The organism is Arthrobacter ruber, from assembly GCF_002954225.1.
Classification (GTDB): domain Bacteria; phylum Actinomycetota; class Actinomycetes; order Actinomycetales; family Micrococcaceae; genus Arthrobacter_D; species Arthrobacter_D ruber.
This window is the reverse complement of sequence record NZ_PPTH01000012.1, coordinates 199,421-224,578: the sequence shown is the minus strand read 5'-3', so window position 1 is coordinate 224,578 and position 25,158 is coordinate 199,421. Positions and strand designations below refer to the sequence as shown.

Sequence of the window (25,158 nt, the reverse complement as noted above, 5' to 3'; positions counted from 1 at the left end):
GGGCTGCGGCCGGCGACGGCGGACGGCGTCGGCGTCACGGCGGCGGACGCCCCGCTGGACGGAGCCGCACCGACGGCGCAGCCCGCCACGGCGGACGTGCCGTGAGCACGGTCGGCACCGCGGGGCACCCGGACCGCGGCCGCTCCACCCGGCGCGGCATCGTGGTCCTCGGCATCGTGGTCCTGGCGCTCCTGGCGTTCGGCTCGACGACGCAGACCTGGCTCACGGTGCGCCTGCCCCAGGACGCCGTCCAGACACCCGACCTCGCCATCCCCGGCAGCGACGCGGCGACCCCCGTCACGGCGTTCGCGCTCGTCGCACTGGCCGCGGCCCTCGCCGTCTCGATCGCGGGGCGCGTGGCCCGCTGGGTCGTCGCGGTGATCCTCGTGCTGTCCGGCATCGGGATCACCTTGTCCAGCCTGGCGGTCGCCCTCGATCCGTCCGCCGCCGCGGAGCCTGCCATCGGCGCGGCCATCGGGGTCAGCGGCGACGCGGGAGCCGAGGTGACCGGCAGCGCGATGCCATGGCTCGCCGTCGCCTCCGGCGTCCTGCTGGTCCTGGCCGCGGCGTGGGTGATTCTCGCCGGCCGCACGTGGGGCGTCAACAGGCGGTACGACGCCGGGGCGTCACGCGCGGTCCACCCGCCCCCGGGCAGCAGCCAACCCGGCGCCCCGCTGCCGTCGACCGGAGACGTGGCCCCCGGCGTCGTGCCGGACGGGCCTGAAGGCATCGACGGACCCGATGCAGCAACCACGGATGCGCCGACGGGCGATGCCGGGACCTCCGATGCTGCTGAGCAGGACCGCAGTGGAGCGGATGGTGCGGGGCCCCGGGATCCCGGACGGCCCTCGAAGCGCGGAGCCAGGGCGAGCAGTCACGCCGATGAGATCGACAGCTGGGACGAGCTCTCGCGCGGCAACGACCCCACGCGCTGACGCGCAGGCCGTCGTCGATCGACACCCGCGGTGTCGCGCTCGATGGGACGGCCGGGCATCCCTCGTCGGCATCCGCAGGGGACTTCCGGCATACGCAGGGGCGATCCGGAGGAGCAACGCGGTGGACGCCTCGACGATCGGACGTCAGCCCACCCGGCGGTATCGGACGTGGGTGGCCAGTGACGAGTGCAGCACCTCGACCGGCTGGAATCCGAAGTCTCCCGTGCCGTCGAATATCCGCTCGCCGGAGCCGAGCAGAACGGGGGCGATGTCGAGCGTGAGTTCGTCGACGACCCCGGCCGCGAGGGCCTGCCGAACGGTGGAGGCGCCGCCGGCGATGTCCACGCCGTTCCCGTCGGCCGCTGCCCGGGCCTGTGCGAAGGCGGCGTCGAAACCGTCGGTGACGAAGTGGAAGGTCGTTCCGCCCGCCATCTCGACCGGCTGCCGCGCGTGGTGGGTGAGCACGAACACGGGCGCACGGTACGGCGGTTCGGGCCCCCACCAGCCGAGCCAGTCGTCGTCCCACTCGCCGCGGATCGGTCCGAACATGTTGCGGCCCATGACGTACGCGCCGCGCGGCCGCATCAGCCAGCTGCCCGCGATCGCGTCGGCCTCGTTGGCGCGCCCGTCGCCGAGGTGCCACGAGTGCAGCTCCATGCCCCGCCGGCCGAGCGGGTGGTCGCGGCTCTGATCCGGCCCGGCCACGAAACCGTCGAGCGAGATCGACATGTGGCAGGTGGTGTCCGGCATGCGCAATCCCTTCGACGGTGCCCGTGACGGGCAAGCGGTCGCCCGCATTCTACCGGGGAGCGGTTGCCCCCGGGAAGAAGTGACCCGGCCTGCTGACGTGCCGGCCGTCAGCTCGGCCGGTCGCGCTTCGGACGATAGGTCCGCCCGAAGCTGCGTTCCGCGCCCTCATAGGTCTGCACGAGCTCCCAGTCGTAGCGGCACCCGCCGGGTACGTCGAAGATGCGGGTACCGTCCCCGAGGAAGACCGGGGCGACGAAGACCTGCAGCTCGTCGATGAGGTCGTGCTCGAGGGCCTGCCGTGCGATGTCGGCACTGATGATCTGGATGTCCCCGCCGCCGGCGATGGCCCGGGCGCGCTCCACTGCCTCCACGATGCCGCAGTCCAGCGCGATGATCGAAGGATCGTCGGCGATCTCCTGCGGGCGGTGCGTGAGGATGAACTCGGTTCCCGACCACGCGCCGCCGTATGCCTCCGCGGTCATCTCGTCCCGCTCGTCCCGCTGGGCGCGAGCGGCGTCGTACCCGGCCCTGCCGGCGATGATGACCGAGACTTCACCCGCCAGGCGTTCGGTCAGGCGGTCCGCCACCGGTTCCCCGGCGGCAAGCCAGCTCATGTCATGGCCGGGTCCGGCGATGAACCCGTCGATGGAACACGTGAATCCCCAAGCGACCTTGCCCATGATCGTCCTCACTCCGTCGGAAGCGGATGCCCTGACGCTGGATGGTACGCGACGTGCAGCCGGAAGGGGACAGGGGACCATCGGTGCTGCAGCCCGACCGCGCGAGCACCGGTCCCGGCCCGGCGTCCCGCGTTCCGCCGCGCCGACCTGTAGATGGCAGAATGGAACGAGACCCGTTCGAAGGAGATTTCCCATGGCATCCGAGACCCGCAACACCCCCGCCAACCACGCCCAGATGGGCGACGAGACGATCGGTCACGGCAACAGCCCTGCAGCCTGGACCTGCGTGCTGATCATGCTGGCCGGTGCGGCCGTGGCCTCGTTCGCGTTCATCCTGGCCAGCACGGAGGGCAACAAGGACTTCGGGACCGTACTGTTCTGGGCCGGGATCGGCGTCATGTTCGTGGGACTGATCGTCGGATTCATCCTGCGCAAGATCGGCTACGGCGTGGGTGGATCCAAGCTCAAGAAGAACGCGCACTAGATGACCGTCCTCGACGAGATCATCGAAGGCGTCCGCGAGGATCTCGCGGAGCGCCGCCGTGTCCGGCCGCTCGAGGACGTGCGCGCGGCGGCCCTCGGGTCCCGCCCGCCCATCGATGCCTTCGAGGCGCTCGGTGCGGGCCAGGGGGGCTCGCTGGCCGTCATCGCGGAGGTGAAGCGCAGCAGCCCGTCCAAGGGCGCACTGGCGGACATCCCCGATCCCGCAGCTCTTGCCGCGTCCTACGAGCGGGGTGGCGCGGCGGTCATCTCCGTGCTGACCGAGGAGCGGCGCTTCGGTGGTTCGCTCGCCGACCTCGACGCCGTGCGGGACGCGGTGGACATCCCCGTGCTGCGCAAGGATTTCACGGTGGACGAGTACCAGATCTGGGAGGCACGCGCCCACGGCGCCGACGTCGTCCTCCTGATCGTCGCCGCGCTCACGGACGAGCAACTCGCCGCGTTCCTCGCGCTGACACACCAACTCGGGATGAACGCGATCGTCGAGACGCACACGGAGGACGAGGTGCGCCGCGCTGTCGCCGCCGAGGCCTCCATCATCGGCGTGAACGTCCGTAACCTGAAGACGCTGGAGATCGACCGCGGAGTGTTCGCCCGGCTGGCGCACCTCGTCCCGTCCGGGACGGTCGTCATCGCCGAGTCGGGAGTGCGTGACGCCGGTGATGTCGGTGACTACGCCGGCAGCGGTGCTCACGCCGTCCTCGTGGGGGAGGCGCTCGTGCGCCACAACGACCCCGCGGCGACGATCGACGCCTTCCGGCAGGCAGGCCGTGCGGCCCGGACCGCCGGCGCGGGGGCGCGAGGCTGAGACGGACCTCCCTCGGCGCCGCGGCGCAGAACCGGGGCGGACAGGCGCCACGAGCGCAGCGAACAGCAGCAAGGACCGGCAGCCACCGGTTCGAGAGGACACCGGACGGCACCCCCGTCCGGGCCAGGACCAACAGGACAGGAACGCTGAAGCCATGACCGACATGCACCAGGGCACGGGCCTCCCCGGCACGGACGCCGGAGTAGCAGACGGAGCCGACGCCGGAACGGCGCAAGGCATCGACGCCGGGACGGCCGAGGCCTTCCTCAGCCACGACGAGAGCCTCCGCCACGCCCCGGGTCCCTACTTCGGCGCGTATGGCGGCCGATGGATGCCTGAATCCCTGATCGCGGCCCTCGACGAATTGCAGGACACCTTCGACAAGGCGAAGGCCGACCCCGAGTTCACCGCGCAGGTCACGGACCTGAACCGGAACTATGCCGGCCGGCCATCCCTGCTCACCGAGGCGCAGCGGTTCGCCGAGCACTGCGGCGGCGTCCGCGTGTTCCTCAAGCGCGAGGACCTCAACCACACAGGCTCCCACAAGATCAACAACGTGCTGGGCCAGGCCCTGCTCGCCAAGCGCATGGGCAAGACCCGTGTCATCGCCGAGACCGGCGCCGGCCAGCACGGCGTGGCGAGTGCGACGGCCGCGGCCCTTCTCGGCCTCGAGTGCGTGGTGTACATGGGCGCCGAGGACACGCGCCGCCAGGCCCTCAACGTCGCGCGCATGCAGCTGCTCGGTGCCACGGTGGTCCCCGTCACCAACGGCTCGCAGACCCTCAAGGACGCGATCAACGACGCCCTGCGCGACTGGGTGGCGAACGTGGAGACGACGCACTACCTCCTCGGCACGGCGGCGGGAGCCCATCCCTTCCCTGCCATGGTGCGGTACTTCCACGAGGTCATCGGCGAGGAGGCACGCGAGCAGATCCTCGAGCAGACCGGCCGGCTTCCCGACGCCGTCTGCGCCTGCGTGGGTGGGGGCTCCAACGCCATCGGCCTCTTCCACGGCTTCCTCGACGACCGCGGCGTGGCCCTCCACGGCTTCGAGGCCGGCGGCGACGGCGTCGAGAGCGGGCGGCACGCCGCCACCATCACGCTGGGGCGTCCCGGTGTGCTGCACGGTGCCCGGTCCTACCTCATGCAGGACGAGGACGGTCAGACGATGGAGTCGCACTCCATCTCCGCGGGCCTGGACTACCCCGGGGTGGGCCCCGAACACGCCCACCTGGCCGACATCGGCCGGGCGAACTACGAGCCGATCACCGACGCCGAGGCGATGGAGGCCTTCCAGCTCCTGAGCCGGACCGAGGGCATCATCCCCGCCATCGAGACCGCGCACGCGCTCGCCGGTGCCATGAAGGTCGGCCGGCGCCTCGCTGCGGACCTCGGCCCTGAGGAGCAGCCGTCGGACAGGATCATCATCGTGAACCTCTCGGGCCGCGGCGACAAGGACGTGGCGACCGCCGCGGGCTACTTCGACCTCCTGCCGGAGGACAGCGCCGAGCAGGAGATCGCCGAGGAGGGTGAGCAGTTGTGACCACGGATCCAGCAGACCGACCGGGCCGGGTTCTCGGCGGGTCGCGGGCCGCGGCTGCTATCGAGAAAGCCCGCAGCGAGGGCCGCGCGGCCCTCATCGGCTATCTTCCAGGGGGCTTCCCCGATGTCCAGACCAGCATCGACGCCGGCATCGCCATGGCGCGCAACGGCATGGACCTCATCGAGATCGGCATCCCCTACTCGGATCCCGTCATGGACGGGCAGGTCATCCAGGAGGCCACCGTCGAGGCGCTGGCCAACGGCTTCACGGTGCCCCGCATCTTCGACGTCGTCGAGGGCATCACGCGTGAGACCGACGCCGCCGTCCTGGTGATGACCTACTGGAACCCCGTGATGCGGATGGGCGTCCGCGCCTTCGCCGAGCGCCTCGTCGCCGCCGGCGGTGCCGGGCTCATCACACCGGACCTCATCCCCGACGAAGCCGCGGAGTGGCTCGAGATCTCCGAGGAGCTGGGCCTGGACCGTGTGTTCCTCGTGGCCCCCTCCACGTCACCGCAGCGCATGCAGAACACGGTCGACGCGAGCAGGGGCTTCGTCTATGCCGTCTCGGTCATGGGCGTGACCGGTGCCCGGACCTCCGTCGGTGCCGCCGCGCGCGCCGTGGTCGACGCCGCACATGGAGCCGGCGCCGAGCGTGTCTGTGTGGGACTGGGAGTCTCCTCGTCCGCCCAGGTCCGGGAGATCGGTGCCTATGCCGACGGCGTGATCGTGGGGACGGCCCTCGTGGCGGCCCTGCGGGACGGCGGCGTGGACGCCGTCGCGGAGCTCGCACGCGAGCTGAGCACCGGCGCGGCGAAGACACCGGCGGGAGGGTCGGCATGATCGCGGGAACGAGCGCCGTGGGCGTCGCGGCATCGATCCCGAGTCCCCCCGCGGAGTGGGCGAGCTTCGCCCTCGGCCCGGTCACCATCCACGCCTATGCGCTCTGCATCCTGGCCGGCATCCTCCTGGCCCTCGTCCTGACGCAGAAGCGCTTCGTCGGCTTCGGCGGCCATGCGGACGCCGTGTGGGACATCGCGATCTGGGCCATCCCGTTCGGCATCATCGGCGGGCGGCTCTACCATGTGTTCTCCTCGCCCGACGCCTACTTCGGTCCCGAGGGGGATCTCGCCCGGATCCCGCAGATCTGGCAGGGCGGACTCGGCATCTGGGGTGCCATCGCCCTGGGTGCCGTCGGCGCATGGATCGGAGCCCGACGCGCCGGTGTGAAGCTGTCCGCCTTCGCCGACGCCGCAGCACCGGGCGTGCTCCTCGCACAGGCCGTCGGCCGGCTCGGCAACTGGTTCAACCAGGAGCTCTTCGGCGCGCCCACCACCCTGCCCTGGGGCCTCCAGATCGACGCCGACAACGTCAACTTCCCCGCCGACCAGGCGCCCGGCACCCTGTTCCACCCGACCTTCCTCTACGAGCTGCTGTGGAACCTCGCCGGCGTGGCGCTGCTGCTGCTGCTCGCCCGGAAGTTCAGGCTCCGTGGCGGACGCATGTTCTGGCTGTACGCGGCCTACTACACGCTCGGGCGCGTCTGGATCGAGACGCTCCGCATCGACGACGCGGAGATGGTCACCCTCTTCGGTGTCACGCAGCGGCTCAACGTCTGGACGAGCATCGCCGTCTTCCTCGTCTCCCTGGCGATCCTCGTCCACCTGTCCCTCCGGCGTGGCCGTGTCGAGGAGACGTCCGTCTACCTCCCCGGGCGCGAACCGAAGGGCGCAGCGGATGCAGGCACCGTCACAGCTGGCTCGAGCGACACCCCGGCCGCGGGCGAGCAGGACACCGAGAGCGGTGCGGCGGAAGAGACGTCCGCGGGCACCGCCACAGGTATGGGGACGGACGACGACGCCGCTCCGGGGATGGCTGGCGGGAAGAGCCCGCGGAGCGCCACCCATAACGCTTCAGCCACAGGTAGCCACGCCGCGGACACGGCGCAGAGGGCGCGGAACGACCGTGGTAATCTTTCCGAAACAACGGCTCCTGAGTAACCCTCCGTGCTGCTGGGGGTTCCGCTGACGCGGCGCCCTCAGGAACCGGTTCCCGTAGTCTGTCCCCGGGCCACCGCCCTTGAAGGACGCAACACCACACCGGCGTGGACCATCGGTGCGACGGCCGGATCACCTTCTGAGCCCGCACCGCAACCGCCCCTGACCCGGCGCGGCACGAGTGCAGTGCCGAACCGCCAGAAGTGCCGGCAGCGCCGGCGCCGGTGGAACGCACAAGACCGACAGACGGTGCCGCTCTTCGAGCAGCGGTGACCGCGGGGCCAAAGGCTGTCCCCTCCCGACGCTCCATCATGGGGGAAGGATCCTTATCTGATGACTGCTGTGACCCCAGAACTGCCGACCGGGGAGAACCCGGGAACGACGCCGTCCACGGACGAGTCCGTGGAGTCTCCCTTCCGGCGCTTCGCCGCCATCCCTGACGCCACCGGCCTGTACGACCCGGAGAACGAGAAGGACGCGTGCGGTCTCGCCGTCATCGCGACCCTCCGCGGTGAACCCGGGCACGATATCGTCGACGCCGCGCTGACGGCGCTCCGGAACCTCGAGCACCGTGGTGCCGTGGGCGCGGACGAAGGCACCGGAGACGGTGCCGGCCTGCTGACACAGGTCCCCGACGAGTTCTTCCGCGCCGTCGTCGACTTCCCGCTGCCGGCCGCCGGCTCCTACGTCGTGGGAACGGCGTTCCTCCCGGCCGAGGCGAAGGAGGAGGAGACGGCCCGCGCCGGCCTCGAGTCCATCGCCGAGGCGGAGGGCCTGGACGTGCTCGGCTGGCGCGTGGTCCCCGTCGAGGCCGACCTCGTCGGCGCCATGGCCCGTGCCTGCATGCCGCACTTCGTGCAGCTCTTCCTCGCGCCCGCCGACGGCGATGCCTCCGACCTCGACGCCAAGGCTTTCCGGGTCCGCAAGCGCGCGCAGAACAAGTTCGGGGTCTACTTCCCGTCGCTGTCGTCGAAGACGATCGTCTACAAGGGCATGGTCACCACGGCGCAGCTCGAGCCGTTCTACCCGGACCTCTCCGACGAGCGCTTCAAGACCAAGCTCGGGATCGTGCACTCGCGTTTCTCGACCAATACGTTCCCGTCCTGGCCCCTCGCGCAGCCGTTCCGGACCATCGCGCACAACGGCGAGATCAACACCGTCAAGGGCAACCGCAACTGGATGCGGGCGCGGCAGTCGCAGCTGTCCCACCCCATGCTCGGGGACGCCCCGGAGGAGCTCTACCCCATCTGCACGCCGGGGGCCTCGGACTCGGCGTCCTTCGACGAGGTCGCCGAACTGCTGACGCTCTCCGGGCGCCCGATCACGCACGCGATCATGATGATGATCCCCGAGGCGTGGGAGAACCACGCCACCATGGATCCTGCCCGCCGCGCCTTCTACCAGTACCACTCGATGCTCATGGAGCCGTGGGACGGACCGGCCGCGGTGTCCTTCACCGACGGGCGGCTCGTCGGCGCCGTCCTGGACCGCAACGGACTGCGTCCGGCCCGCTACTGGGTCACCGAGGACGGCCTCGTGATCCTCGCCTCCGAGGTGGGCGTGCTGGACGTCGAGCCCTCCCGCGTTGTCCGTAAGGGCCGCGTCTCGCCGGGCAAGATGTTCCTCGTCGACACCGAGGAAGGCCGGCTGATCGAGGACCAGGAGATCAAGGCCGAGGTCGCGGCCGCGAACCCGTGGGGCGAATGGGTCAGCGAGAATCTCATCCAGCTCGAGGACCTCCCGGAGCGCGAGCACGTCATCCACACGAAGGCGTCCATCAACCGCCGCCAGCGCACCTTCGGGTACACGCAGGAGGAGCTGCGTATCCTCCTCGGCCCGATGGCGAAGAACGGTGCCGAGCCCCTCGGTGCGATGGGATCGGACACGCCCATCGCCGTGCTCTCCAAGCGCCCCCGCCTGCTGTTCGACTACTTCGTGCAGTCCTTCGCCCAGGTCACCAACCCGCCGCTGGACTCGATCCGCGAGGAGCTCGTGACCTCCATGGGCGTCACGATCGGCCCCGACGGCAACCTGCTCTCCACCGGGCAGGTGCGCTCCAAGCAGATCGCGCTGAAGTTCCCCGTCATCACCAACGACGAGCTGGCCAAGATCGCCAACCTCGAGACCGACGACGGTGACCGCCTCACCGTCCGGGTGCGCGGACTGTACCGGCACGACGGCGGCGAGGCTGCCCTGCGCGCCCGGCTCGCGGAGATCTGCGAGCAGGTCTCCAGCGCGCTCAACCGCGGGGTCGAGTACGTGGTGCTCTCCGACCGCGACTCCAACGCCCAGTGGGCGCCCATCCCGTCGCTGCTCCTGACGAGTGCCGTGCACCACCACCTGCTGCGCAGTGCCAACCGCACCAAGACCTCCCTGGTGGTCGAGGCCGGCGACGTGCGCGAGGTCCACCATGTCGCCGTTCTGATCGGCTACGGCGCGTCCGCGGTCAACCCCTACCTGGCCATGGAGAGCTGCGAGGAATTGGTCCGCAACGGGGACATCACCGGTGTCACCGCCGAGAAGGCCGTTGCGCACCTCATCAAGGGCCTCGGCAAGGGCGTCCTGAAGATCATGTCCAAGATGGGCATCTCCACGGTCAGCTCCTACTGCGGCGCCCAGACCTTCGAGGCGCTCGGCCTGTCGCAGGAACTCGTGGACGAGTACTTCCACGGCACGCAGACGCAGCTCGGCGGCGTGGGGCTCGACGTCGTCGCGGCCGAGACCGCGGCGCGTCACGAGAGCGCGTACCCTCAGGACGGCATCGAGGATCCGCACCGCGGCCTCGACAACGGCGGGGAGTACCAGTGGCGCCGCGAGGGCCCGCCGCACCTGTTCAACCCCGAGACGGTCTTCCGCCTGCAGCACGCCACGCGGGAGCGCCGGTACGACATCTTCAAGGCGTACACCCAGGGCGTGGACGACCAGTCGAAGGACCTCATGACGCTCCGCGGGCTGCTGAAGCTCCGCGGTGACGCACGCGAGCCGATCTCCATCGACGAGGTGGAGCCCGTCTCGTCCATCGTCAAGCGGTTCTCCACCGGGGCGATGAGCTATGGCTCCATCTCCCAGGAAGCCCACGAGACCCTCGCGATCGCGATGAACCGCCTCGGCGGGAAGTCCAACACGGGCGAGGGCGGCGAGGACGTGGAGCGCCTGATGGATCCTGAGCGGAGGTCCGCCATCAAGCAGGTGGCCTCCGGTCGGTTCGGCGTCACGAGCCTCTACCTGACCAACGCCGACGACATCCAGATCAAGATGGCGCAGGGAGCCAAGCCCGGCGAGGGCGGACAGCTCATGAGCCAGAAGGTCTACCCGTGGATCGCCCGGACAAGGCACTCCACGCCCGGTGTCGCCCTCATCTCCCCGCCGCCGCACCACGACATCTATTCCATCGAGGACCTCGCGCAGCTCATCTACGACCTCAAGCGGTCCAACCCGAGGGCGCGCGTCCACGTGAAGCTCGTGTCCGAGGTGGGCATCGGCACGGTCGCCGCGGGCGTCACGAAGGCCAAGGCCGACGTCGTGCTCGTCTCCGGCCACGACGGCGGCACGGGCGCGAGCCCGCTGAACTCCCTCAAGCACGCGGGCATCCCCTGGGAGCTGGGGCTCGCCGAGACGCAGCAGACGCTCATGCTCAACGGCCTCCGGGACCGCGTGGTCGTCCAGGTGGACGGTCAGCTGAAGACCGGGCGCGACGTCGTGATCGCCGCTCTCCTCGGTGGCGAGGAGTTCGGCTTCGCGACGGCACCGCTCGTGGTGTCCGGCTGCATCATGATGCGTGTCTGCCACCTCGACACCTGCCCGGTCGGCGTCGCCACGCAGAACCCCGAGCTCCGCAGCCGCTTCACGGGCAAGCCGGAGTTCGTGGTGAACTTCTTCGAGTTCATCGCCGAGGAGGTCCGCGAGATCCTCGCCGAGCTCGGCTTCAGGACGCTCGAGGAGGCCATCGGCCACAGCGAGCTGCTCGATGCACGCGAGGCGATCGAGCACTGGAAGGCCGACGGCCTGGACCTCGACCCGATCCTGCGCGGTAACGAGTTCGATTCCGGCGAGCCGATGCGCAACATGCTCCCGCAGAACCACGAGCTGGACCAGCACTTCGACAACAAGCTCATCGAGATGAGCGCCGACGCGCTGCACCACCGCTCGCCCGTCCGGATCTCGGTCGACGTCGTCAACACGGACCGCTCGGTCGGCACCATGCTGGGCCACGAGGTCACGCGTACCTTCGGGCTCGACACGCTCGCGACGGACACCATCGACGTCACGCTGACGGGCCAAGCGGGGCAGTCGCTCGGGGCCTTCCTGCCCGCGGGCATCACGCTGCGGCTGCTCGGCGACTCCAATGACTACGTGGGCAAGGGACTGTCCGGCGGGCGCATCATCGTGCGCCCGGACCGCACCAACGTGTTCCGCGCGGAGCGCAACGTGATCGCCGGCAACGTCATCGGCTACGGCGCCACGAGCGGCGAGATGTTCCTGCGCGGCCAGGTGGGGGAGCGGTTCCTCGTGCGCAACTCCGGTGCCACGGCCGTCGCCGAGGGCATCGGCGACCACGGCTGCGAGTACATGACCGGCGGCCAGGCGCTGATCCTCGGCCGCACGGGCCGGAACTTCGGCGCGGGCATGTCCGGTGGCACCGCGTTCGTGCTGGACCTCGACCGCGCCCGCGTCAACAAACAAAGCCTCGAGAACGGCGAGCTCCTGCTCGTGGGGCTCGACGCCGAGGACGTCGAGATCGTGCGACGCCTGCTGATCCAGCACGTCGAGGAGACCGAGTCCACTCTCGCCGAAAGCCTGCTCGAGTCCTTCGAGGACACCGTCGAGCGATTCACGAAGGTCCTGCCGCGCGACTACGCCGCGGTCCTGGGCGCCCGCGCCACCGCCGTCGAGCAGGGACTCGATCCCGACGGTGCCGAGGCGTGGACCAAGATCCTGGAGGTAACCGGTGGCTGACCCACGCGGATTTCTGAAGGTGCGCGAGCGCCAGACCCAGCCACGCCGCCCCGTACCGGTGCGCATCATGGACTGGAAGGAGGTGTACGAGGCGCAGGAGAACGGCGTCCTGAAGGCGCAGGCCGGACGCTGCATGGACTGCGGCATTCCCTTCTGCCACCAGGGTTGCCCGCTCGGCAACCTCATCCCGGAGTGGAACGACCTCATGTTCCGGGAGAAGGGCCGCGAGGCGATCGAGCGGCTGCACGCCACGAACAACTTCCCGGAGTTCACGGGCCGGCTCTGCCCGGCGCCGTGTGAGTCCTCGTGCGTGCTCGGCATCAACCAGCCGCCCGTGACCATCAAGCAGGTCGAGGTCTCCATCGCCGATCTGGCGTTCGAGGAGGGCTGGGTGGAACCGCACCCACCGGAGCGGCTCACCGACCGCACGATCGCCGTCGTCGGCTCCGGCCCCGCCGGCCTCGCCGCCGCGCAGCAGCTGACGCGCGCCGGCCACACCGTGGCCGTGTACGAGCGCGACGACCGCATCGGCGGCCTGCTGCGCTACGGCATCCCCGACTTCAAGATGGAGAAGATCCACCTCGAGCGCCGCCTCGACCAGATGAAGGCCGAGGGGACGCGCTTCCGTACCGGCGTCGACGTCGGCAAGGACATCAGCTGGGGGCAGCTTCGGCGGCGGTACGACGCCGTCGTCGTCGCCACGGGTGCCACCGTACCGCGCGACCTCCCCATCCCGGGGCGCGGGTTCGAGGGCGTGCACTTCGCCATGGACTACCTCGTCCAGGCCAATCGCGTGGTCGCCGGCGAGGCGGTCGAGGACCAGATCCACGCAGAGGGCAAGCACGTGGTCATCCTCGGCGGCGGCGACACCGGCGCCGACTGCCTCGGCACGGCGCACCGGCAGAAGGCCGCCAGCGTCACCACGCTCGCCATCGGGCAGCAGCCGCCGGCCGAGCGCCGCCCCGACCAGCCTTGGCCCACCTTCCCGACCCTCTTCGACATTGCGAGCGCCCACGAGGAAGGCGGGGAGCGACGCTACCTTGCCTCCACCGTCGAGTTCGTCGGTGACGACGGCGTGCTGCGCGGTATCAAGGTCGCGGAGACGGAGTTCGTGGACGGGCGCCGCATACCGAAGGCGGGCACCGAGCGCGAGATCCCCGCGGACCTGGTCTTCCTCTCGCTGGGCTTCACCGGGGCGGAGCCAGCGGGCATCACGGAGCAGGTCCACGCCGAGTTCGACGAGCGCGGGAACGTGGCCCGCGACGGCTACTACATGACCAACACCCCGGGGGTGTTCTCGGCGGGAGACGCCGGACGCGGGCAGTCGCTCATCGTCTGGGCCATCGCCGAGGGCCGCGCGTGCGCGGCCGCGGTGGACAAGTGGCTGATGGGCTCCACCAAGCTGCCCGCGCCCGTCGCACCCACGGACCGCTCCATCGCCGTGCTCTGACTGGCCCCTTCCACCACACCTTCTACCCCAACACGACTAGGCTAGGTTTATGAGACGCGCAAAAATCGTTGCAACATTCGGTCCCGCAATTGCGAGCTACGAGAACACCCTGGCCGTGCTCGAGGCGGGCGTCGACGTGGCCCGGATGAACATGAGCCACGGCGACTACACCGTGCACAGCAACACCTATGAGAACGTCCGCCGGGCCGCGCAGGAGCTCGGCAAGCCCGTCGGCATCTTCGCCGACCTCCAGGGCCCGAAGATCCGCCTGGGACGTTTCAGCGACGGCCCGCACGCCCTCGCCCCGGGCGACGTCTTCACCATCACCGTCGATGACATCGAGGGGACGCAGGAGATCTCCTCCACCACGTTCAAGGGACTGCCCCAGGACGTCAACGTCGGCGACCTGCTCCTCATCGACGACGGGAAGGTGTCCCTGCGCGCCACGGCGGTCGACGACACGAGTGTCACCACCGAGGTCGTCGTCGGCGGCATGGTGTCCAACAACAAGGGCATCAACCTGCCGGGTGTCGCCGTGAATGTCCCCGCCCTCAGCGACAAGGACGAGGAGGACCTCCGCTGGGCCATCCGCACCGGCGTCGACATGGTCGCCCTGTCCTTCGTGCGCGACGCCGGTGACGTCAAGCGCGTCCACGAGATCATGGACGAGGAGGGCCGCCGCGTCCCGGTGATCGCCAAGATCGAGAAGCCGCAGGCCGTGGACGCCCTCGAGGAGATCATCGATGCGTTCGACGCCATCATGGTGGCGCGTGGCGACCTCGGAGTCGAACTGCCGCTGCAGGACGTCCCGATCGTGCAGAAGCGCGCCGTCGAGCTCGCGCGGCGCTGGGCCAAGCCTGTCATCGTGGCCACGCAGGTGCTCGAGTCCATGATCGACAACCCCCGCCCTACGCGCGCGGAGGCCTCCGACTGCGCCAACGCAGTACTCGACGGCGCGGACGCCGTCATGCTCTCGGGCGAGACGAGCGTCGGGAAGTACCCGATCGAGACCGTGCGCACCATGGCTGACATCATCGAGTCCACCGAGCGTCACGGCCTCGAGCGAGTGCCGCCCCTGGGCAGCAAGCCGAAGACCCGCGGTGGAGCCATCACGCGTGCCGCCGTCGAGATCTCCGACCAGTTGGACGCCAAGTACATCTGCACGTTCACCCAGTCCGGTGACTCCGCGCGCCGGCTGTCCCGCCTGCGCCCCAAGAAACCCGTCTTCGCCTTCACCCCGGTGCAGTCGACGCTGAACGCCATGTCCCTCATCTGGGGTATCCAGCCGAAGCTCGTCGAGTTCGTCGCGCACACCGACGAGATGACGGCCCAGGTGGACAAGGTGCTGTTCGAGCAGGGCCTCGTCGAGGTGGACGACCTCGTGGTCATCGCCGCCGGGTCCCCTCCCGGACAGGCCGGCTCGACCAACTCCATCAAGGTGCACCGGGTCGGTGACATCACCGACGCCGGGCAGCTTCCGGATGGCCACACCTCCTACATCAAGGAGGGCGTCGGTCCCTGGCCGGTCAAGAAGAAGTAGTTTCTCCATGGTCGACAGGAAGACCCCCACCTGGAAGGGTGGGGGTCTTCCTGTTCGTTCCCGGCGTTTGCGCGCCGGTGGATGCGCTTCTCAGTTGACCTGGTTGATGATGGTCTCGGCGACCTCGCGCATGCTCAGGCGGCGGTCCATGGAGGTCTTCTGGATCCAGCGGAAGGCCTCGGGCTCGGTGAGGCCCATCTTGGTGGTCAGGAGGCTCTTCGCGCGTTCCACCAGCTTGCGCGTCGCGAACTGCTCCTGCAGATCGGATACCTCGGCCTCCAGGGCCTTGATCTCCTCGTAACGCGACATCGCGATCTCGATCGCCGGGATGAGGTCCGCGGGCGTGAAGGGCTTGACGACGTACGCCATAGCACCGGCGTCGCGTGCGCGCTCGATGAGTTCCTTCTGGCTGAAGGCCGTGAGCAGCACCACGGGAGCGATCCGGGCCTTGACGATCTGCTCTGCGGCAGTGATGCCGTCCATGACGGGCATCTTCACGTCCATGAGCACGAGGTCCGGCTTGTGCTCTTCGGCGAGCGCCACGGCCTTCTCCCCGTTGTCGGCCTCCGCCACGACCTCGTAGCCTTCCCCCCGCAGGATCTCGATGATGTCGAGTCGGATGAGCGTCTCGTCCTCGGCCACGATGACCCGGCGAGCGGGTCCGGCGGGCGTGGATTCGGTGGGTTCAGACACAGTTGCTCCTTGATCACGATGGCGTTCAGACGGGTCCGTGGACGGCGTGCTCCCGTTCCCGGAAACAGACTATCGGCATGTAGAGTGGATTCGCGCACCGGCGGAGGCGGAAGTCAGCTTTCTCACCTGCGGCCGCGGCGCGGACGGCCCGAATGGCGGAATTGGCAGACGCGCTGCACTCAAAATGCAGTATCGAGAGGTGTGTGGGTTCGAGTCCCACTTCGGGCACCCAGGGAGTCGAACCGGATCGGACGCCGCATGGGACGCCGGGACGCCAGGATCGGGGCCCGCCACCAGACCGGCCTGAGGCTTCGTCGTCGCGTCGAGCACGACCACCGACCGATCTCGCATCGGAAAGCTCGGCAGCCGCCAAGCTCTCCTTACGCCGATAACTTCGCTTCGTGCAACATCGGGATCAGATGGGGTAGTCGCCCGACCCCGCATTCTCTTGACTGCCTGATGGAGCGGGCGTAGTTTTTCGCGATGTGCGCCCGGACTGACGGACACGGCAATGCCGGTCCCGTCGTCGGACCCGTCGCCTTCACGGCATCCATTGCTTATCGGGGCAGGATCCGCGGCAACCGGGCTCCTGCCGAACTCAGGAGCCTGAAATGAACAGTCAGAAGAAGCTGTGCCTCTCCCTCCTCGCCACGCTGTCCCTCGTCGCCGGGTCGGCGTCGGCGGCCACAGCCCACGACGAAGAGGAAACCCCCGCCCCCTGGCCGCCCGCCGAGACCGACGGTTACCAGCCAGCGCCTGCCTGGTACTACGAGGATGTCGTGTTTCCTGCGTGCGGCACCACGATCACCCTGAAGGCCGGAGACGTACAGGACCTGTACGAGAAAGTCCGGGTGAAGCGCGATGGGACGACGGTGATCAAGGTCCGGGGTGAACTGACCACGGACGTGATAGCCGCACCCGGCGGTGACCTCCCGGACGGCGGCTTCCTTGACGAACTCGACAACTCGGGACCGGCCAATATCTACATCTCGGCCGACGGCTTGACCGTCGTAGAGAAGATCGGGGGGCCCGCTGTCGTCTACCCCGTCAGTGAGACCGATGGTGCGGCCCTGATCGCAGCCGGCCTCCCTGCGTTCAGCTACTTCGAGCACGGCAAAGTGACCATCAGGACAGTTCTCACCGATGATGAGACCGCCATCGAACCCGAATCGACCGAGATCCTGAAAAACACCGCCAGGGGTGTGGTGGATCTGTGCCTGGCGCTGAAGGAATCGGCGGGACATCCCTACTGATCCCCGTACTCGCGCGGTGAAGTTCAGCGGGCCGGCTGAGGGGACGCACCGGGCTCCGTCCAGGTCGAGGAGGACCTTTCTCCCGGACAACACTGCGGCACGGAGAAGCCCCGCAGCCCCTTGGGGGGATGCGGGGCTTCCTGCTGCAAGCCTGCCGGTGTTGCTCGGCAGTCGGTGCGCTGCGCGTTCAGCTCGAGACGGGCATCGCTCTGGTCGATGGCCAGATCCTGGGCGTCGTCCCAGCCGCCGTGAGCAGATGGTCAAGACCCTGGAGGAGAGGTCAGGCTTCCTTGGCCTCGCTGCCGGCGTCAGCGGCTACATCATCGGCCGGGACGGGGGTGTCGCGGATCGCCTGCCTGCGGTCCAGTTCCTCTCGCAGCTCGTGGTGCTGACCCTCGGTCTCCGCATCCACGTCACCGTTGCGAATGTACTGGTCATCTCTTGAGCGGTGATTCCTACTGTTCAGGATGTCCAGATCGTCCCGGTCGATCGACGTCAGATCCTCAGGGAAGGCCTGTCCCGGATCCAACCTGCTGCTATCACTCACAAGGGACCTCATTTTCGCGGTAGAAACCATGGCGCCCCGCTTCATGAGGCGAAATAAACACTACCGGAGTGGCTTCGGAATCATGAAGTAGTCGCATCCGGCTCCGGCCCTACCTGTTCGAACCGTACCCAGCGACACTTATAGGGAGCAGCATCTCACCAGCGAAGGAGCCGTCATGGATGCATCCTCCACCTCACAGTCCCGCGTCATCGTCGTCGGTGTCGATGGTTCCCCATCCTCGATCGCCGCTCTGCACCTCGCGGTGAGTCTCATGCCTCTTGCCGGCGACACCATACGCGCTCTCGCGGTTTGGCAGCACCCCATCGCCTTCGGCCGGTACTCGCCCCCGCCGGAACACGATTACGAAGCGCTCGCTCGCCAGGCCCTGGACCAGGCCGTGACCGACGCGTTTCCCAATGGAGCCCCCCACCCCATCGAACAGCAGGTTGTGCGTGGCCTTGCCGTGGAGGTCCTCATCCAGCAGAGCAGGCATGCCTCGATGGTCGTCGTCGGCTCCCGCGGCCACGGCGGGTTCGCCGGACTGCTCCTCGGGTCCGTCAGCTCCGCATTGGCGGAGCGAGCCCATTGCCCAGTACTCGTCTCCCACGGCGCCCTGCACGTCATCGAGGGTGAAACCATTGTTCTGCCGCCCGTCGACGCGTCAGGATGAGCCCGGCCACTGTGTCGGTTGGTCCCGTCATCGTCTGCTGCGAACGTTTCTGCATGGCATCCGCGGTGGCTGACGCGCCATCAACGAGGATGAGCAGTCCCGCACACGCACGGAACGGCTGACGGCAGTCGGGAGCAACGATGACTTCGGAGAGAACTGCCACTGACTCCGAGGCCTCGCTGCGTTCGATGGCCACCGAGGAACAGCGGATCAAGTACGAGCGGTTCTTCCCCGGCGACGACTCGCTCATCGGCGTTCGGATGGGTGATGTGTTCAACCTGGCCAGGACTGCCCTGTCCATGCCCGTGGCGGAGCTCGAAGCGCTGCTCGAGAGTTCGACGCACGAAGTGCGGGTAGGCGCCTGCTCCATCATGGGTAAATCGGCAACGGCGAAGAAGGTCACCTCTGATCGGCGCCAGGAACTGTACGAGCTGTATCTCCGGCGGCACGACCGGATCAACACCTGGGATCTGGTCGATCTTGGTGCTCATCAGGTACTCGGGCACTGGCTTCTGGACAAGCCGCGGACACCGCTCTACGACCTGGCGCGATCCGACTTCTGGCCCGAGCGACGCAGCGCAATAGTCGCCACCGCCGCCTATCTCAGGCGCGACGAGACCGACGACACTCTGAGGATTGCCGCGCTCCTCGCCGATGATGGCGAGGAGTTCGTCCAGAAGGGAGTCGGCTGGATGCTGCGCTATGTCGGCGACGTCGATCGAGCCCGGCTGCTCGTGCATCTCGACGAATATGCGGAGAAGATGTCGCGGACGGCCGTGCGTGCCGCGATCGAGAAGCTGGACCGGCCCACCCGCGAGCGTTACCTCGAGCGACCTTGAACAGTGGGGTCCCGTGACGTTCGCCGGCATCCCGTGGAAGCCCGCGCTGACACCTGCCCTGTGATTCGGGGGCCGTCAGAAGCGGTCTCCCGTCCGCCATGGCATCTCCTGGAGCGCCAGGGTGTTGCCGTCCGGATCGCTGATCCACGCGTATTTGACTCCTCCTCCGACATCGACCACCGGGGAGACCTCGACCCCACGGGCAGCCAGTTCCGCACATGCCCGGTCGATGTCGTCGACCACCAGGTGCAGGTTCCTGACCGCGCCAGGTTCGATGTCGTCGTACATCGACGCGCCGAAACCGAAGCCTATCGAGCACGCCGACCCGGGCGGGGTGACCTGCACCACCCGCAGGCCGTCGGTCGGTCGCACATCCACGTCCTCAGTGAATCCGAGTTGAGTCGTGTAGAACGCCTTCGCACGGTCGACGTCGGTGACGGCGATCGGTACCAGCTCGAGCTTCATGTCCATCTGTTTCTCCCTTACGTATCGGGCACTGGTGGATGCCTACCGTAGGGGGATGCTACCGGTCGAAGCGGGTCATGGCTCGGGCCCTGGCGCCGGCCGCTGGGATTGTCGCGCGAGCACTCCGGGGGCCGTTGGCGCGTCACGGGGACGACGAGCGCCTGGTACTGGGGCTATCGGCGAAGGATGACGTTCTGTCGACGTCGGCGGGGGAGGAGCCGGCCCGTTGGAGCCGGCCCCTTCCCGTGCTACTGACTCGTGCTATGCCTTGATGGCACGGTGACGGCCACGACCTGCGAGGACCGTACCGGCACCGAGGGCCAGGAGGCCGGCACCGATACCGCCGGCGATTCTCGTGCTCTCGCCGGTGCCCGTGGAGGCCAGCTGCTGTGTGCCGACGGTGGCCTCGTCCTCGTCGGTCATGAGAGGTCCACTGTTGCCGACGGTGTTCTCGGCGCCCTCGTGGGTCCGGTCGCCGTCCGTGTCGAGCTCGCAGCCGACACCGTCGCTGTCCCGGTCCAGCCCGGCACGGAAGCCCTCCTCACCCAGGAGGATGGCGCGGCCCAGCACGTCCCGAACCTCCGCACAGTTCTCGTAGTAGACACCGACCGCTTGATGGTCGAGCACCGGGAGAACGTTGTCGGGGGTGTCCACGATGACGGGTGTGATGGGCATGTCCACTGTCACGGGGACTTCCACCTCGACAGGCGCGACGACGACAGGAGTCCCGTCGACAGGGAGCTCCCCGGCCGGGGTCTCCTGTTCGACAGGATTCTCGTCTTGGGGAGGCTCGGGAGCCGGCACCGCGGGGGTCTCGGGAAGCTCCGGAGCCGGCACCGCGGGGGTCGCGGGAGCCTCCGGGGTAGGTACCTCAGGAGTTTTCGGCGTCTCGGGTACCTCAGGGGTTCCCGGGGTGGGGACCTCAGGTAGCTCAGGGCCCTCCGGGACGGGAGAGCCGACGACCGCCGTGGGAACCGACGTGTAGGAGTAGTGGGAGATGTCCTTGCCGCTTGAGTGGCTGATCGTCACCTGTGACTGAGGCACAGGCAGGACGACGGTCTCGGGGCCGTTGCCCTGCTTGGAGGAACCGGCTTTGACGCAGTAGCTCGCAATGAGCTGGCCCTGCGGCGCGATGAGGGTGACTTCCGAGAGTCCTGGCTCGTTGAGGTCCTGCTTGCCGCTCGTGCCTTCGCCGCACACCTGCTCGACAGGTTCGGCCCCGTGGGCTGGGACAAACGCCGGGGCGACTACACAACGACTGCCTGCTTCTACTCGCTGTACAGCTACCTACTACTCAGCGAACGGCAAGAAGCTACCTGCTCGACGTCCTCCCTCCGTGGGTGATGACCGCTGACGAGAACCGGCTGTTCTTCGACGGGTGCCAGCAATGACCCGCTCGATGATGAACCCACGTACGTACCCAGCGGGGTAGCGCACAGAGTGAGTACGAGCCGGTTGGTCAGGGCCGCCGGGTTGGTCCGGCCGGAGAGGGAGTACCGGACCGTGAGTGCGCCGGGCTGGGGTGGCGCGTCCGCGGTCGAAGTGCTGACGCGATGCGGATCTGCTGACGAGTCGTGGGTGAGCGCTTCTGCTCATACTCCTACGCGGGCCGTCAGGCGGTGAGTTCGTGTTCGGTGAGCGTTGCGAGACGGCGGAGGGAGCGTTCGTCGGATTGGGAGAAGGCCCGTGTGTGCTGGTCGATGATGCAGAGGGTGCCGACGATCCATCCATCGGGGCCTCGGAGCGGGTATCCGGCGTAGAAACGGATGAAGGGTTCGCCCAGGACCAGTGGACTCCACTTGAACTGGTCATCTCGGAACGTGTCACGAACGATGAGTGGGCTTGAGTTCTTGATAGTGGTGTTGCAGAAGGAACGGGTCCGGGGCATGTTCTGCTCCACCGGACCGATGACCGACTTCAGAAATTGTCTCTTGTCGTCGATGAGAGTGATGATCGCCGTGCTGACGTGAAAGCGCCGCTGGGCATTATGGGTGATGCGGTCGAAACGTTGTTCGGACGCTGTGTCGAGAAGATTCGTACGGTCGACAGCCTCGAGGCGTGCTTGTTCCTTCTCGCCATCGGACAGGAGGAATGCCCCTGCAGCTCCGAGAGCGCGTCGTGATGTCTCGGAAGACCCGTCGGCGGCGTCGTGCGCTGCGTGGGGGACCGGCAGGGTCGATGACGTATCGCGGCTCAGATCGTTCACGGTGTCGGCGAGGAGGTCGCTCTCGCGAGACGGCAGATCAACCAGCCCCGTCAGGTAGCCATCGATGGTCTCGAGTGATGCAGTCCCGCCGCGGGCGCGGTAGGAGGCGGCGATGTCCTCCATTTCCAGTGCTGCAGTGGCCATGACCTGGATCATCAGGGCCCACTGAGGGCGTCCGCGCATGGCCGCTGCCTCCACCTTGCTTCCTAGTGCCTTTCCTTCTGTTACCCGCATTCGCTGCCGGTGACACCGAACCTCCTCATTAAACCAGCACCTCAATCCACCACGTGCACACAGCAGCACCTCTGTTGTCGCCCGATTGATTCAGCTGTTTCCAGCGGCGCAAGCCCTGCCCCGCGGTCGGTGTGGCTAGTGGACGGGGAACAGCGAGACGGATTACATTCAGGGCGAAGGGGTTCAATCCTCTTGTTCTCAGGTTGCGACATGGCCGTGTTGCTGGAACGCGTACGTCGTGTTCTGGTACGGCTGAGGAGTGCCCTGGGATCCGGTCTCTCTCAGGAAGCCCCACAATCTCTTCCACCGTGTCTTCTCCCGACAGCGGCCTGACCGTCGAGCCGCCCGATGCGAACCTGCCCGTGAGCGCTCCTCCGGGTGTCCCTTTCGATGCCGGGAGGGTCCCGCCGGATCTTGTCGCTGTCCTTGTTGCTGTGGGGTCGAAGAATCCGGAGGCTTTCCAACTCCTGTACGAGCAGTGCGCCCGCCGGGTCTATGGCGTGGTGCGGAAGACCCTTCAGAACCCGGAGAGCTGCGCGGAGGTGACGCAGGAAGTGTTCCTCATGGTGTGGGAACAGGGCGATCGGTACCGGCCGGAGCTGGGCCACCCGGTGTCATGGCTGATGACCCTTGCGCATCGGCGTGCAGTGGACCGGCTACGGGCGGAGACTTCCCGAAGGGAACGGGATGACAGATGGGGACGGCGGCACTGGTGTGCCGGGGTCGACGACGTCACGGAAGCAGTCCTGGGACGTCAGGATGCCGCGGAGGTGCGGGCAGCCATGGCTGTGCTGTCACCGCTGCAGCATCAGGCCATCTCCCTGGCCTACTTCTCCCACCTGACCTACAACGAGGTGGCCGAGCATCTCGGGATACCCGCTCCTACCGTGAAGACGCGGATACGGGACGGGATGAAGAAACTCAGGGCGGCAATCGAGGCACAGCACGGAGCCGACGCGCGCTAGGACCCCGATGCTCCAGAGGTGTTCGAGCCAGGTCGGTCCAGCGGTCACCGCCTCGGGACAGACTGCTTGCCGTCAGGCCGAGCAGCGCTCCTGCAGCTGTCGGGCCTTGCGCACCACACTGATCAGTGACTCGTCGCCCTGCCTGAAGCTCTCGACGGCGTCACGGAGCTCGGTGAGTTGGCCGGCCAGCTCCGGCGGGGCTGTTCGGGCAATCTCGTCGATCTCGATCAGCAGTCCCAGCGGGTCTGTGCCTAGCTGTTCGGGTGCTGTGCGCACCATCTCGAGGATGCGAGCGCAGGCGTCGTCGACCGTCGTCACGGTCCCATCGGTGGCGGGCTCACCGGAGGGTGCCGAACTCATCGGTGATTCTGCAGCAGGCTGCCCGGCATCCGGTTGTGGATCGGCGAAGGAGCAACCGGTGAGGACCAGCAGCAGTGCAGTGGTGGACAGGGCACGGGTCATGCTGGATCGGGGAGCACGCAGTGTGGGCACGACGACTTTCCTGTTCGGGTCGGGTAACGCGGTCAACGCATCACAAGCGTTTCATCCTACTGTCACACTGCGGAATCACAGGGAGGTCGGACCTTCCTCGAGGGCCGTTGCCACTGAACTGATGACACACGCGCTCATCGGGCGATCGAGCTCACCGCCTTTCCTCGACCCCATCGCGGAGGACCACGGCCTCGCCCATCGCGAGCACCCACAACAGGTAGTGGGCCTGTATCGGGTCGGGGACCGAGCCGGAGATTTCACGAGGAGTGGTCGGCCCGGACCGGTGTGTCGGCACCGAGAGTGTCGGTGTAGACACGCCGGTCCTGCGTCAGGTGAGGGAAGTGACCTCGTAGGTGTGGCCGGCGGCGCGTAGTCGCTCCACCAGGACGTCGCCGAGTGCGGTCGCGGGGGTGAGTGATCCGGCGGCAGCCGGCAGGCTGTCGCCGTCGAGGGCCAGCGAGAGCGCTGTCTCCCCGGCCATGACGGCGGTTGCGGCGTACCCGGGGTCGCCCGGTCCGGCTGCGACGGCCCGGTACCGCCGGCCGGTCCCCGTCGATGCGTCCACCTGGGAGCGGAACCAGCCCGCACGCCGCGCGGCCTCGCTCGGGCCCGTACCCGGCGCAGGCAGCACCCGGTTCAGCACCTGCCGTGTCGGAGGGAAGGCCATCACGGCTCCGAAGGCACGCAGGCCGGCGGCTGTCGCCCCGGCGCCGACGGCGCCCGCAGGTCCGCGCCCCAGGCCCATCACCTCGCCGTACCGCAGGGACCTGCCGTAGGCCCAGCCCTGCAGGGCGTTGCTGCGACGGACGATCCGGGTGTTCGACGACGCCATGATGAAGGGCGCGGTGTACAGGCCGTCCTCCGAACGGCCGATCCAGCCCAGGTCGGTCGGCTGCCGTGTCGAGGGCTCCGCCGCTCGGTCCGGGCTGAGAGAGTAGGGATCCGCTGCGAGCGATCGCAACACCGGGTCCGATCGCACGCCGTCGAGCTGTCCGCGCATCGACTCGATCGTGCCTCCGCTGATGCCGCCCTTGGCCGTCGCCACGAGCTGGACCTCGGTCAGCCCGCCGGCACCATCGGCCTGCGCGGCCCTGTGCAGGAGCAGCACGGCCAGATCCGAGGGGACGGAGTCGTAGCCGCACGCGTGGACGATCCGCGCACCGGTGGTCTTCGCCAAGGCGTCGAAGCGGTCGATGGCGTCGCGGACGAAGGACACCTCGCCTGTCAGATCGCCATAATGCGTACCGGCCCGGGCGCACGCCGCGACGACCGGCAGTCCGAACCGTGCGTAGGGACCAACCGTTGTGAAGAGTACCTTCGTGCCCGCGGCCAGCGCGGCGAGGGAATCGGGGTGCTCCGTGTCGGCCTCGATGATGGACCAGTGACGTGCCGCGACGGGCAGTCTCGACCGCACCGCCTCGAGCTTCTCCCTCGACCTGCCCGCGAGTCCCACACGCAGGTCCGCCGGAGCATGATCCGCGAGGTAGTCGGCTATCAGTTCACCCACGAAGCCGGTGGCGCCGAAGAGGACGAGGTCGTGATCGCGCGATGAGGTCTTCACGCCAGCAGTCTTCCATAGCAGCGATCGGACCGACGCAGTGAGGCGCTGCCTCTCGTGCAGTTGAGGTTCCTCCT

Annotated in this window: 22 protein-coding genes and 1 tRNA gene; 15 read left to right on the top strand and 8 right to left on the bottom strand. The window is 68.2% G+C overall.

Annotated elements, in window-relative coordinates:
- The first annotated feature begins 101 nt into the window (after positions 1-101).
- Positions 102-935, top strand: coding sequence for a Trp biosynthesis-associated membrane protein (locus CI785_RS03905; protein ID WP_105030786.1), 834 nt, complete (start codon positions 102-104; stop codon positions 933-935).
- Between the two features lie 144 nt (positions 936-1,079).
- On the opposite strand, the gene CI785_RS03900 is transcribed toward CI785_RS03905, so the two are convergent.
- Together CI785_RS03900 and CI785_RS03895 are read right to left on the bottom strand one after the other, a co-directional pair.
- Positions 1,080-1,685, bottom strand: a complete 606-nt coding sequence (locus tag CI785_RS03900; RefSeq protein WP_105030785.1) for a dihydrofolate reductase family protein — start codon at positions 1,683-1,685, stop codon at positions 1,080-1,082.
- 107 nt (positions 1,686-1,792) lie between these two features.
- The gene (locus CI785_RS03895; protein WP_105030784.1) at positions 1,793-2,365 is read right to left on the bottom strand and encodes a dihydrofolate reductase family protein; all 573 of its coding nucleotides are present in this window, start codon (positions 2,363-2,365) and stop codon (positions 1,793-1,795) included.
- Between the two features lie 193 nt (positions 2,366-2,558).
- Between CI785_RS03895 and CI785_RS03890 the strand changes: the two genes are divergently transcribed.
- The 8 genes from CI785_RS03890 to pyk all read left to right on the top strand — a co-directional run bounded on the left by CI785_RS03890 (position 2,559) and on the right by pyk (position 15,159).
- A complete protein-coding gene (locus tag CI785_RS03890) occupies positions 2,559-2,849 on the top strand; it encodes an HGxxPAAW family protein (RefSeq protein WP_105030783.1) in 291 nt (96 codons plus the stop codon).
- Positions 2,850-3,674 carry an indole-3-glycerol phosphate synthase TrpC gene (gene trpC / locus CI785_RS03885; RefSeq protein WP_105030782.1) on the top strand — a complete coding sequence of 275 codons (825 nt, stop codon included), beginning with the start codon at positions 2,850-2,852 and terminating at the stop codon, positions 3,672-3,674.
- 163 nt (positions 3,675-3,837) lie between these two features.
- Positions 3,838-5,217, top strand: a complete 1,380-nt coding sequence (trpB, locus tag CI785_RS03880; RefSeq protein ID WP_105030802.1) for a tryptophan synthase subunit beta — start codon at positions 3,838-3,840, stop codon at positions 5,215-5,217.
- Positions 5,214-6,059: a tryptophan synthase subunit alpha gene (gene trpA / locus CI785_RS03875; RefSeq protein WP_105030781.1), complete on the top strand. Its 846-nt coding sequence runs from the start codon at positions 5,214-5,216 to the stop codon at positions 6,057-6,059. Before trpB ends, trpA begins: the two co-directional genes overlap by 4 nt.
- Entirely contained in the window at positions 6,056-7,216 is a 1,161-nt protein-coding gene (gene lgt, locus CI785_RS03870; RefSeq protein ID WP_105030780.1) for a prolipoprotein diacylglyceryl transferase, read from the top strand. Before trpA ends, lgt begins: the two co-directional genes overlap by 4 nt.
- Before the next feature lie 330 nt (positions 7,217-7,546).
- Positions 7,547-12,169, top strand: a complete 4,623-nt coding sequence (gene gltB, locus CI785_RS03865) for a glutamate synthase large subunit (protein ID WP_105030779.1) — start codon at positions 7,547-7,549, stop codon at positions 12,167-12,169.
- On the top strand, positions 12,162-13,619 hold the full coding sequence (locus CI785_RS03860) for a glutamate synthase subunit beta (protein ID WP_105030778.1): 1,458 nt from the start codon (positions 12,162-12,164) through the stop codon (positions 13,617-13,619). Before gltB ends, CI785_RS03860 begins: the two co-directional genes overlap by 8 nt.
- A gap of 49 nt (positions 13,620-13,668) precedes the next feature.
- Positions 13,669-15,159, top strand: a complete 1,491-nt coding sequence (gene pyk, locus CI785_RS03855; RefSeq protein WP_105030777.1) for a pyruvate kinase — start codon at positions 13,669-13,671, stop codon at positions 15,157-15,159.
- Positions 15,160-15,249: 90 nt separating this feature from the next.
- Here pyk and CI785_RS03850 read toward each other — a convergent pair whose 3' ends face one another.
- Positions 15,250-15,852 carry an ANTAR domain-containing response regulator gene (locus CI785_RS03850; protein WP_105030776.1) on the bottom strand — a complete coding sequence of 201 codons (603 nt, stop codon included), beginning with the start codon at positions 15,850-15,852 and terminating at the stop codon, positions 15,250-15,252.
- 146 nt (positions 15,853-15,998) lie between these two features.
- On the opposite strand from CI785_RS03850, the gene CI785_RS03845 reads away from it, so the two are divergent.
- From CI785_RS03845 to CI785_RS03825, 5 genes are all read left to right on the top strand, one after another.
- Positions 15,999-16,080: transfer RNA gene (locus CI785_RS03845), tRNA-Leu, on the top strand.
- A 383-nt stretch (positions 16,081-16,463) separates the two neighbouring features.
- Positions 16,464-17,105, top strand: a complete 642-nt coding sequence (locus CI785_RS03840; RefSeq protein WP_105030775.1) for a hypothetical protein — start codon at positions 16,464-16,466, stop codon at positions 17,103-17,105.
- A gap of 256 nt (positions 17,106-17,361) precedes the next feature.
- Positions 17,362-17,550 (top strand): hypothetical protein, encoded by a 189-nt coding sequence (locus tag CI785_RS16980; RefSeq protein ID WP_157940157.1) that lies wholly within the window; start codon positions 17,362-17,364, stop codon positions 17,548-17,550.
- 277 nt (positions 17,551-17,827) lie between these two features.
- Positions 17,828-18,322, top strand: a complete 495-nt coding sequence (locus CI785_RS03830; protein WP_105030774.1) for a universal stress protein — start codon at positions 17,828-17,830, stop codon at positions 18,320-18,322.
- 140 nt (positions 18,323-18,462) lie between these two features.
- Positions 18,463-19,161 (top strand): DNA alkylation repair protein, encoded by a 699-nt coding sequence (locus tag CI785_RS03825; RefSeq protein ID WP_105030773.1) that lies wholly within the window; start codon positions 18,463-18,465, stop codon positions 19,159-19,161.
- 75 nt (positions 19,162-19,236) lie between these two features.
- Here CI785_RS03825 and CI785_RS03820 read toward each other — a convergent pair whose 3' ends face one another.
- The 3 genes from CI785_RS03820 to CI785_RS03810 form a co-directional block, all read right to left on the bottom strand.
- Positions 19,237-19,632: a VOC family protein gene (locus CI785_RS03820; RefSeq protein WP_105030772.1), complete on the bottom strand. Its 396-nt coding sequence runs from the start codon at positions 19,630-19,632 to the stop codon at positions 19,237-19,239.
- A gap of 255 nt (positions 19,633-19,887) precedes the next feature.
- Positions 19,888-20,826, bottom strand: coding sequence for an excalibur calcium-binding domain-containing protein (locus tag CI785_RS17635; protein ID WP_105030771.1), 939 nt, complete (start codon positions 20,824-20,826; stop codon positions 19,888-19,890).
- 412 nt (positions 20,827-21,238) lie between these two features.
- Positions 21,239-22,030 carry a GAF domain-containing protein gene (locus CI785_RS03810; RefSeq protein ID WP_157940156.1) on the bottom strand — a complete coding sequence of 264 codons (792 nt, stop codon included), beginning with the start codon at positions 22,028-22,030 and terminating at the stop codon, positions 21,239-21,241.
- Between the two features lie 167 nt (positions 22,031-22,197).
- Between CI785_RS03810 and CI785_RS17685 the strand changes: the two genes are divergently transcribed.
- On the top strand, positions 22,198-23,031 hold the full coding sequence (locus CI785_RS17685) for a sigma-70 family RNA polymerase sigma factor (protein ID WP_105030769.1): 834 nt from the start codon (positions 22,198-22,200) through the stop codon (positions 23,029-23,031).
- A gap of 72 nt (positions 23,032-23,103) precedes the next feature.
- Here CI785_RS17685 and CI785_RS03800 read toward each other — a convergent pair whose 3' ends face one another.
- Positions 23,104-23,523, bottom strand: a complete 420-nt coding sequence (locus CI785_RS03800) for a hypothetical protein (RefSeq protein WP_105030768.1) — start codon at positions 23,521-23,523, stop codon at positions 23,104-23,106.
- Between the two features lie 328 nt (positions 23,524-23,851).
- Positions 23,852-25,084 carry a saccharopine dehydrogenase family protein gene (locus CI785_RS03795; RefSeq protein WP_105030767.1) on the bottom strand — a complete coding sequence of 411 codons (1,233 nt, stop codon included), beginning with the start codon at positions 25,082-25,084 and terminating at the stop codon, positions 23,852-23,854.
- Positions 25,085-25,158: the final 74 nt, after the last annotated feature.